General features: G+C 66.0%; 4 protein-coding genes and 1 pseudogene. All 5 read left to right on the top strand.

The window, feature by feature from the left end; genetic code table 11:
• Positions 1-485: pseudogene (locus BRA42_RS01580) on the top strand (ABC transporter permease); the annotation flags it as partial.
• Positions 486-714: 229 nt separating this feature from the next.
• Positions 715-2,160, top strand: coding sequence for an alpha-amylase (locus BRA42_RS01575; protein WP_292404944.1), 1,446 nt, complete (start codon positions 715-717; stop codon positions 2,158-2,160).
• The gene (locus tag BRA42_RS01570; RefSeq protein WP_292404942.1) at positions 2,142-3,302 is read left to right on the top strand and encodes a glycosyltransferase family 4 protein; all 1,161 of its coding nucleotides are present in this window, start codon (positions 2,142-2,144) and stop codon (positions 3,300-3,302) included. The genes BRA42_RS01575 and BRA42_RS01570 overlap by 19 nt, the downstream gene beginning before the upstream one ends.
• A gap of 5 nt (positions 3,303-3,307) precedes the next feature.
• Positions 3,308-5,227: a 1,4-alpha-glucan branching protein GlgB gene (gene glgB, locus BRA42_RS01565; protein WP_342770421.1), complete on the top strand. Its 1,920-nt coding sequence runs from the start codon at positions 3,308-3,310 to the stop codon at positions 5,225-5,227.
• A 2-nt stretch (positions 5,228-5,229) separates the two neighbouring features.
• Positions 5,230-7,593, top strand: coding sequence for a DUF3536 domain-containing protein (locus tag BRA42_RS01560; protein WP_292404946.1), 2,364 nt, complete (start codon positions 5,230-5,232; stop codon positions 7,591-7,593).
• Positions 7,594-7,597: the final 4 nt, after the last annotated feature.

Raw genomic sequence — 7,597 nt, 5'->3', positions numbered from 1 at the left:
TCGTCTCCTCGCTCCTCCCCGTCTTCGGGACGATTGCCGCAGACACCCTCGCAGGCGACCCCCCCGAGCCGCCGGAGATGGGCCCGATGCCGACGCCGCGAGGAGAGGTTGTACGGGCCTCGAGCGGCGGCGGTTACTTTGTCAGCAGCTCCTCGCAGAGTGTGGTATACGGCGGAACCGACGACCCGGCGTGGAGAGATTACGAAGAGGCGAGAAAGGCCTACACCGAGAAACGGCGGTTCATCAACGACGTCTCCAACATCCTCTCGCCGCAGACGAACTACTACCGGGTCGCGATGGCGGTGACGAACCCCCGGCTCGCCACGATGATGTATACGGTCTACGGTCCGGAGATGCAGGAGACGCCCGGCGGGCTTGCCGACGCCCTCGGTCAGGTCTGGATGAACATTGCCGCGCTCATCGTCTTCCCGTCGGTCTTCTTCGCCGCGACCTACGTAAAGTTCATGAGGATGGATATCAGGTGACCGTGAGACGGGTACATGCCTCCTCAGGACCAATCGTCCGCACGGCAGATCCGTCAAGCGCTCATGCAGGCGCGTCTCCTTCCGTCCGGCGGCATCCCGGGGTCATTGCGATCCTCCCCGGGAGCAATAACCGTCGGGCAATCAGGATACGGGGCCCGACAAAAGACCGGAGGTCGGGAAGTCTACCGCATCGACGACATTTATATACGCAAACCGCCATTTACCACTGATGACAGGCGAGGGCTCAAATCCACCGAAGGTATGCCTGGGATTCGATGTTCATTACCCCTGCTATCTCAATCCCGGGTTCCAGCCAGACATGGTAACGGGAAAGAGAAACGCAAACGAGAGTTATTTTAACCCGAACGCCAAAAAAGACCTCGGGCGAGTCATCGATCGCTGCTTTCGGCCGACGACCGAACTCCTCCTCGATCTTCTTGACAACGGGTTTACGTGCTCCTTCAGCATCTCCGGAACGGTGGTGGAACGCCTGGAAGCGTGGTACCCGGAGATGCTCGAACTCCTCTCCCGGGCGGCGACTCACCGGAACGCCGAACTCCTCGCCCAGACCTACTACCACAGCGTCGCCGGACAGTTTACCGACATCACTGAGTTCACCGACGAAGTCCTCATGCACCGGGCCCTGATGAAGGAGCACTTCGCCGTCGTGCCGACCACGTTCGCGCATACCGACTACCCCATCGCCCCCGCCACCGCAGAGGCGCTTATCGGGGCCGGAATTCAGGCGGCCATCATCGAGGGGAGCGAAGAACACGTTCCGGAGAAGGACCCGAATTATCCCTATACCTACCGGGGCCTCCCGGTCCTCGTCACCAACTGCGACCTCTCCGACGACATCGCCGTCCGGTTCTCCTGGCGGGAGTGGGACAAATGGCCGCTCATGGCCGACCGATATGCCGGGTGGCTCTCCGTATCCCCCGGCGACTGCATCACGCTCTTCCTCGACTACCGCACCTTCGGGGACTTCATCGGCCCCGAGACGGGCATCTTCGAGTTCCTGCGGGCGCTCCCGGCCGCTCTCGCAGAAAAAGGGATCGAGACCGTCCGCACGCGAGAGGCCGCCCGGCTTCCGCCGCACGGAACGATCGGCGAGACGACAGGCCCGCAGAGCCGGCAGCGAACCATCCTGCAGCAGTCCGCCCTCGAAGCGCTCGAAGAGGCCGGAGGCCTGGTCGCCGACCCGGCAGTCTGGCGGTGCCTCCTCGATACCGAGCACACCCGCCGGATGGCCATGCGCTCGCTCTCGTGCGGAAAGCCGCTCCACGCCGTCAGCCACCAGGCGACCTACGATTACTTCGCCTCGTTCATGCGGGTCCTCTCACACGCAGAGGAGCGATCTGCAGCAAACGCCCCATCTCCCAGGTCCGCTCTCACGCTCCGGTGCGTCCCTCCCGACAAAGCGTTCAACTTCTCGTCATGCGACAGACCGGCCGGCTACGCCGCCCACAGCCTCCAGGAGTTCGCCCATATGCTCGAATTTGTTCCGGACGACGTCATCCGCTACCACGTCGAGCGAAACGACTTCTACCGGTGGATCGACCAGGTCATCGGCGATAAAAGACTGGCGAAGACGATCCGGGGCGTCTCCGACCGCACCAGACTCCATTCAACGATTCAGAAGAGGATCACCCAATTATGGAAACGTTTAAGTTAGCATTCTTCTGCTGGGAGTCGCTTCACTCCACGTTCAAGGTGGGCGGCCTTGCACCGGCAGCGACCCACCTCGCCGAGCACCTCGCCCAAAAGGGGCACGAAGTCCACTTCTTCACGCGGGGAGAGAACGGCGATGCAGTGATCGAGGGCGTCCACTACCACTACTGCCTGCCGTTCGGCGACAACATCGTCGAGTACTGCCGGACCATGAGCAACATGCTCGTGGACGCCTTCCGCGCCTGCGACACCCCCCCGTTCGACATTCTCCACTTCCACGACTGGCACCTCGTCGAGGCGATGCACCTCCTCCGCGACCGAAACACCGTCCTCTCCTACCACTCCACCGAATACGGGAGGCACGGGGGAAACTTCGGCGGCTGGTGGGAGTTCCAGGAGATTTCGGGTAAAGAGTGGTACGGGGGCTACATCGCAAAGGCGGTCACGACCGTCTCGAATTCGACGAAGACCGAGGTGATGTGGCTCTACAACGTCCCGGGGTGGAAGGTCACCGTCATCCCGAACGGCATCGATCCCTCCGCCTACCGTATCCCGGTCGACCCGGGTGAGGTGAAGAAGCACTACGGCATCCATCCTCTGGCACCCGTCGTCCTCTTCGTCGGGCGCCTCACCTACCAGAAGGGGCCCGACCTCCTGATGCAGGCTATCCCCCAGATCCTCGCCAAGCGCTGGGACGTGCAGTTCCTCTTTGCCGGTAACGGAGATATGCGCGGGTACCTGGAGAGCACGGCGCACGGTCTTCCCGTGCAGTTCCTCGGCTACGTCTCCGACGCGGAGCACATCCGGCTCCTGAACGCCTGCGACCTCGTCGTCATACCGAGCAGGAACGAGCCGTTCGGGCTTGTCCTCACGGAGGCGTGGAGCGCGGAGCGCTGCGTCGTCGCGACCGACGTCGGGGGGCTCTCCGAGAACATCGATAACTACAAGAACGGCATCAAGGTCCCCGTCCGACCGGACTCTATCGCCTGGGGAGTCTCCCACCTCATCGACGACCCGGCCTACATGCAGAGGCTCGGAAAGGCCGGGCATAGAAAGGTGATGGAGAAGTTCCGGTGGGATGCCGTCACGGAGAGGATGCTTGAAGTCTATGGACGGGTTCTCTCCGGCAATCCCGGGGGAGGCTGAGGCCCGTGCAGGAGATCACGAAGACCGGGAGCCTCATCACCGACTACGACGTCTACCTCTTTCGGCAGGGGACCCACTCCCGCCTCTATGACAGGCTGGGGTCGCACCCGGTCGTCGCCGGAGACGCGCAGGGGACGTTCTTTGCGGTCTGGGCGCCGAATGCCGCGGAAGTCTCGGTCATCGGGGACTTCAACGGCTGGAAAGCGGGCCGCGACCCGCTCTGCGCGCGGAGCGACAACTCCGGCATCTGGGAAGGGTTCATCCCGGATATCGGCCACGGGGCGCTCTACAAGTATCACATCCTAAGCAGGTACGGCGGCTACCGTGTGGAGAAGGGCGACCCGTTTGCGTACTTCTGGGAGGTCCCGCCGAAGACCGCGTCCATCGTCTGGAACCTCGCGTATACCTGGCGGGACCGGGCGTGGCTACGTTGCCGGGAGAGGAACAATTCCATAGATGCCCCGATATCCGTCTACGAGGTGCACCCCGGTTCGTGGCGGAAGGTGCCGGAGGAGAAGAACCGGTCCCTGAGTTACCGGGAACTGGCGGCCGAACTCGCCGACTACGTGCTCGATGCCGGGTTTACCCACGTCGAGTTCCTCCCCGTCATGGAGCACCCGCTCTACGCCTCCTGGGGCTACCAGACGCTCGGCTACTTCGCGCCCACCAGCCGGTACGGCACCCCGGAGGACTTCATGCACCTCGTCGACACGCTCCACCAGCGCGGGATCGGGGTATTCCTCGACTGGGTGCCGTCCCACTTCCCCGCCGACGGCTACGGGCTCTCCTACTTCGACGGCACCTACCTCTACGAGCACGCCCTCCCCCGACAGCGCTGCCACCCGGAGTGGAAGAGTTACCTCTTCAACCTCGGAAGAAACGAGGTCCGGTCGTTCCTTACGAGCAGCGCCGTCTTCTGGCTCGAACGCTACCATGCGGACGGGCTCCGGGTGGATGCGGTCTCCTCGATGCTCTACCTCGACTATGCACGGAGCGCCGGGGAGTGGACGCCGAACGTCTACGGCGGGCGGGAGAACCTCGAGGCTATCGGGTTCCTCCGGAAAGTGAACGACACGGTCCACGCAAACTTCCCGGACGCGCTCGTCATCGCCGAGGAGGCGACCTCCTGGCCGGGGGTGACCGCACCGACCGCGACCGGGGGGCTCGGGTTCGACCTGAAGTGGAACATGGGCTGGATGCACGATACCCTGGACTACTTCGCTCTCGACCCGGTCTTCCGGAAGTACCGGCCCGACCTCCTCACGTTCAGCATATGGTACGCGTTTTCCGAGCGCTATATCCTCCCCCTCTCGCACGACGAGGTCGTCCACGAGAAGAGTTCGCTCGTGGGGAAGATGCCCGGCGACGAGTGGCGGAAACGGGCGAACCTCCGCCTCCTCTACGGGTATATGTTCACGCACCCCGGAAAGAAACTCCTCTTCATGGGCGGAGAGTTCGGGCAGTGGTCGGAGTGGAGCCACGATGCCGGGCTTGCGTGGGACCTCCTGCAGTATCCTCCCCACCGGGGGACCCTCCAGTGGGTCGCCGACCTGAACCGCCTCTATCGGCGGGAACCCGCCCTCCACGAACGGGACGCCGATCCGGGCGGGTTCGAGTGGGTCGACTTCTCGGACGTGGAGAAGAGCGTCGTCAGTTACCTCCGGCGGGGGTTATCGGCCGACGCCGTCGTCCTCGTCGTCTGCAACTGCACCCCGGTGCCGCGTTACGGCTACCGGGTCGGCGTCCCGTTCGGCGGGTTCTGGGAGGAGGTGCTCAACAGCGACGCGGTCGAGTACGGCGGAAGCGGCGTCGGCAACCTCGGAGGGGTGGAGGCGGAGCAGGTCCCGGCGCACGGCCGGCCGTGGTCCCTCCCGCTCACCCTGCCCCCGCTCGCCGCGGTCGTCTTCGCTCCCGAGGGGGCGTGACGATGGACCGCGCCGTCTGCATCCACGGGCACTTCTACCAGCCTTCACGGGAGAACCCCTGGCTCGGGGACGTCGAGGTCCAGCGCTCCGCCGCCCCGTACCACGACTGGAACGAACGGGTGACCGCGGAGTGCTACGGGCCGAACACCGCCGCACGTATCCTTGATGCCGACGGCAGGATCGCACAGGTCGCGAACACCTACGAAAGGATCAGCTTCACGGCCGCACCCACGCTTCTTGCCTGGCTTGAAACGCACCGCCCGGTGGTCTACGGTGCGATCGTCGAGGCCGACCGGGCGAGCAGAGAGCACTACGCCGGGCACGGGTCCGCGATAGCCGCCTGCTACAACCACATCATCATGCCGCTTGCGACCCGGCGGGACAAAAGGGCTCAGGTCGTCTGGGGAGTCCGCGATTTCGAAGCCCGATTCGGCCGGAAGCCCGAGGGGATGTGGCTCCCGGAGACGGCGGTCGATCTCGAGTCCCTGGACCTGATGGCGGAAGCGGGAGTCCGGTTCACGGTCCTCGCCGCCCACCAGGCGGAGAGGGTCCGCCCGGTCGGGGCGGAGGCCTGGACGGACGTCTCCGGCTGCCGGGTCGATACAACCATGCCCTACCTCTGCCGCCTCCCCTCCGGGAGAAGCATCGCCGTCTTCTTCTACGACGGAGGAATAGCCCACGACGTCGCGTTCGGCGACCTGCTCTCCGACGGGCGGCGGTTTGCCGCCCGTCTGCTCGGCGCGTTCTCCCGGGAAAGAGACCGGCCGGAACTCGTGCATATCGCGACCGATGGGGAGACCTACGGCCATCACCGCACGTTCGGGGAGATGGCGCTCGCCTACTGCCTCAAAACCGTCGAGGCGCGTCGCGACGTCCGGCTCACGGTCTACGGAGAGTACCTCGCCGCCCACCCGCCGACGCATGAGGTCGTCGTCCGCGAGATGACGTCGTGGAGCTGCATCCACGGCGTCGAACGCTGGCAACGAGGGTGCGGGTGCAACAGCGGGGCGCACCCCGGATGGTCGCAGGAATGGCGCGGATCGCTCCGGGAGGCGGTCGTCATGGTCCGGGACGCCGTCGCTCCCCGGGTCGATGAGGCGCTCGCGGCCCTCGTCCGCGACCCCGAGAAGGCCCGGGACGACGCCGTCGCCCTCGTCATCGCCCGGTGGTCCGACGAGGCCGTGGCCGCGTTCTTCTCGCGCCACGCCCTCCGCGACCTCTCCTCCGGCGAGCGCCGCCGGGTACTCATGCTCCTTGAGATTGAGCGGCAGGCGATGCTGATGCAGACGAGTTGCGGCTGGTTCTTCGACGACATCGCGGAGCCGGGGAGCGTCCAGGTGATGCGGCACGCGAAGCGGGCGATGGACCTTGCCCGACAGGCTCTCGGGCTCGACCTTGAGGCGGCGTTCGTCGCTCTCCTCCGCCGGACCCGGACGAACGACCCGGACTACGCGACCGGTGCTGCGGTCTACGAGGCCCTGGTCCGGCCGGCGGCGCAGGACCTGCTCCGGATCGGGGCGGGGGCCGCTCTCTATGAGACCTTCGGCCTCGACTCCCCCGCGGCCGGGATGTATGCCTGCGAGGGAGACTGGCGTTACCGGTCGGACGCCGGAGGCCGGCGCCGCATCCTCGGGACCGTCCGGGTGCGGTCGCGTGCGACGGGCGAAGAGACGCTCCTCGACGCGGCCGCGTTCTTTGCCGGGATCGACCGGGTCGCTTTCGGCGTGCGCGAGCCCGGCGGCGACGAAGGGCTCCGGAAGACGTGGGAGGAGACAGCGGGACCCGACCCGCCCGGCGCCGTAGCCGGAGGTTTCGCCCGTGCCTACACCGCGTCCGACCTCTCCGACGAGGAACTGTGGACGATTGCAGGGAGGATTGCCCCCGGGATCGGGTCGGCCGTCTGCACGGTCTACCGCGATGCCGGGGCGCTGCTCTCGGTGCTTGCGGACCTCGGGCTCCCCGCACCGGGAGCCGCCGCCCATCTTCTGGCGCACGCCGGCGCCGCGCGGCTGCTCGCGATCTTCGACCGCGGGTGTCCCGACCCGGACCGATTTGCGGCGCTCGCGGGGGAGGTGAGGTCCTGCGACCTTGCGCCCTACCGTGCGGACCTCGGGGCGGCGGCGAGCAGGCGGATCACCCTCGCCGCCCGGAAAGCGGCGGCCCGGCCGGACGATCCGGACCCGCTCGAAGAGATCGTCCGCATCACCGGGTGCGCGAAGATGGTCGGGCTGGCGCTCACCCTATGGGAGAGTCAGAACCTCATCATCGGGATGCGTCGGCGCTACGCGGAGAGGAGACAGGACGACGGGAGATGGGCGGAGGCGTTCAGGAGGGCGGCGGCATGCCTCAACGTGAGGGTGACGTGAGGAG

The organism is Methanoculleus sp. UBA374, assembly GCA_002508705.1.
GTDB lineage: Archaea > Halobacteriota > Methanomicrobia > Methanomicrobiales > Methanoculleaceae > Methanoculleus > Methanoculleus palmolei.
Note: the sequence above shows the minus strand (reverse complement) of the source record. Positions and strands in the feature narration are given on the sequence as shown.

Coding starts and splice junctions, on each gene's coding strand:
- BRA42_RS01560 (WP_292404946.1), top strand. CDS start 5,230: ATGGACCGCGCCGTCTGCATCCACGGGCACTTCTACCAGCCTTCACGG.
- BRA42_RS01570 (WP_292404942.1), top strand. CDS start 2,142: ATGGAAACGTTTAAGTTAGCATTCTTCTGCTGGGAGTCGCTTCACTCC.
- BRA42_RS01575 (WP_292404944.1), top strand. CDS start 715: ATGACAGGCGAGGGCTCAAATCCACCGAAGGTATGCCTGGGATTCGAT.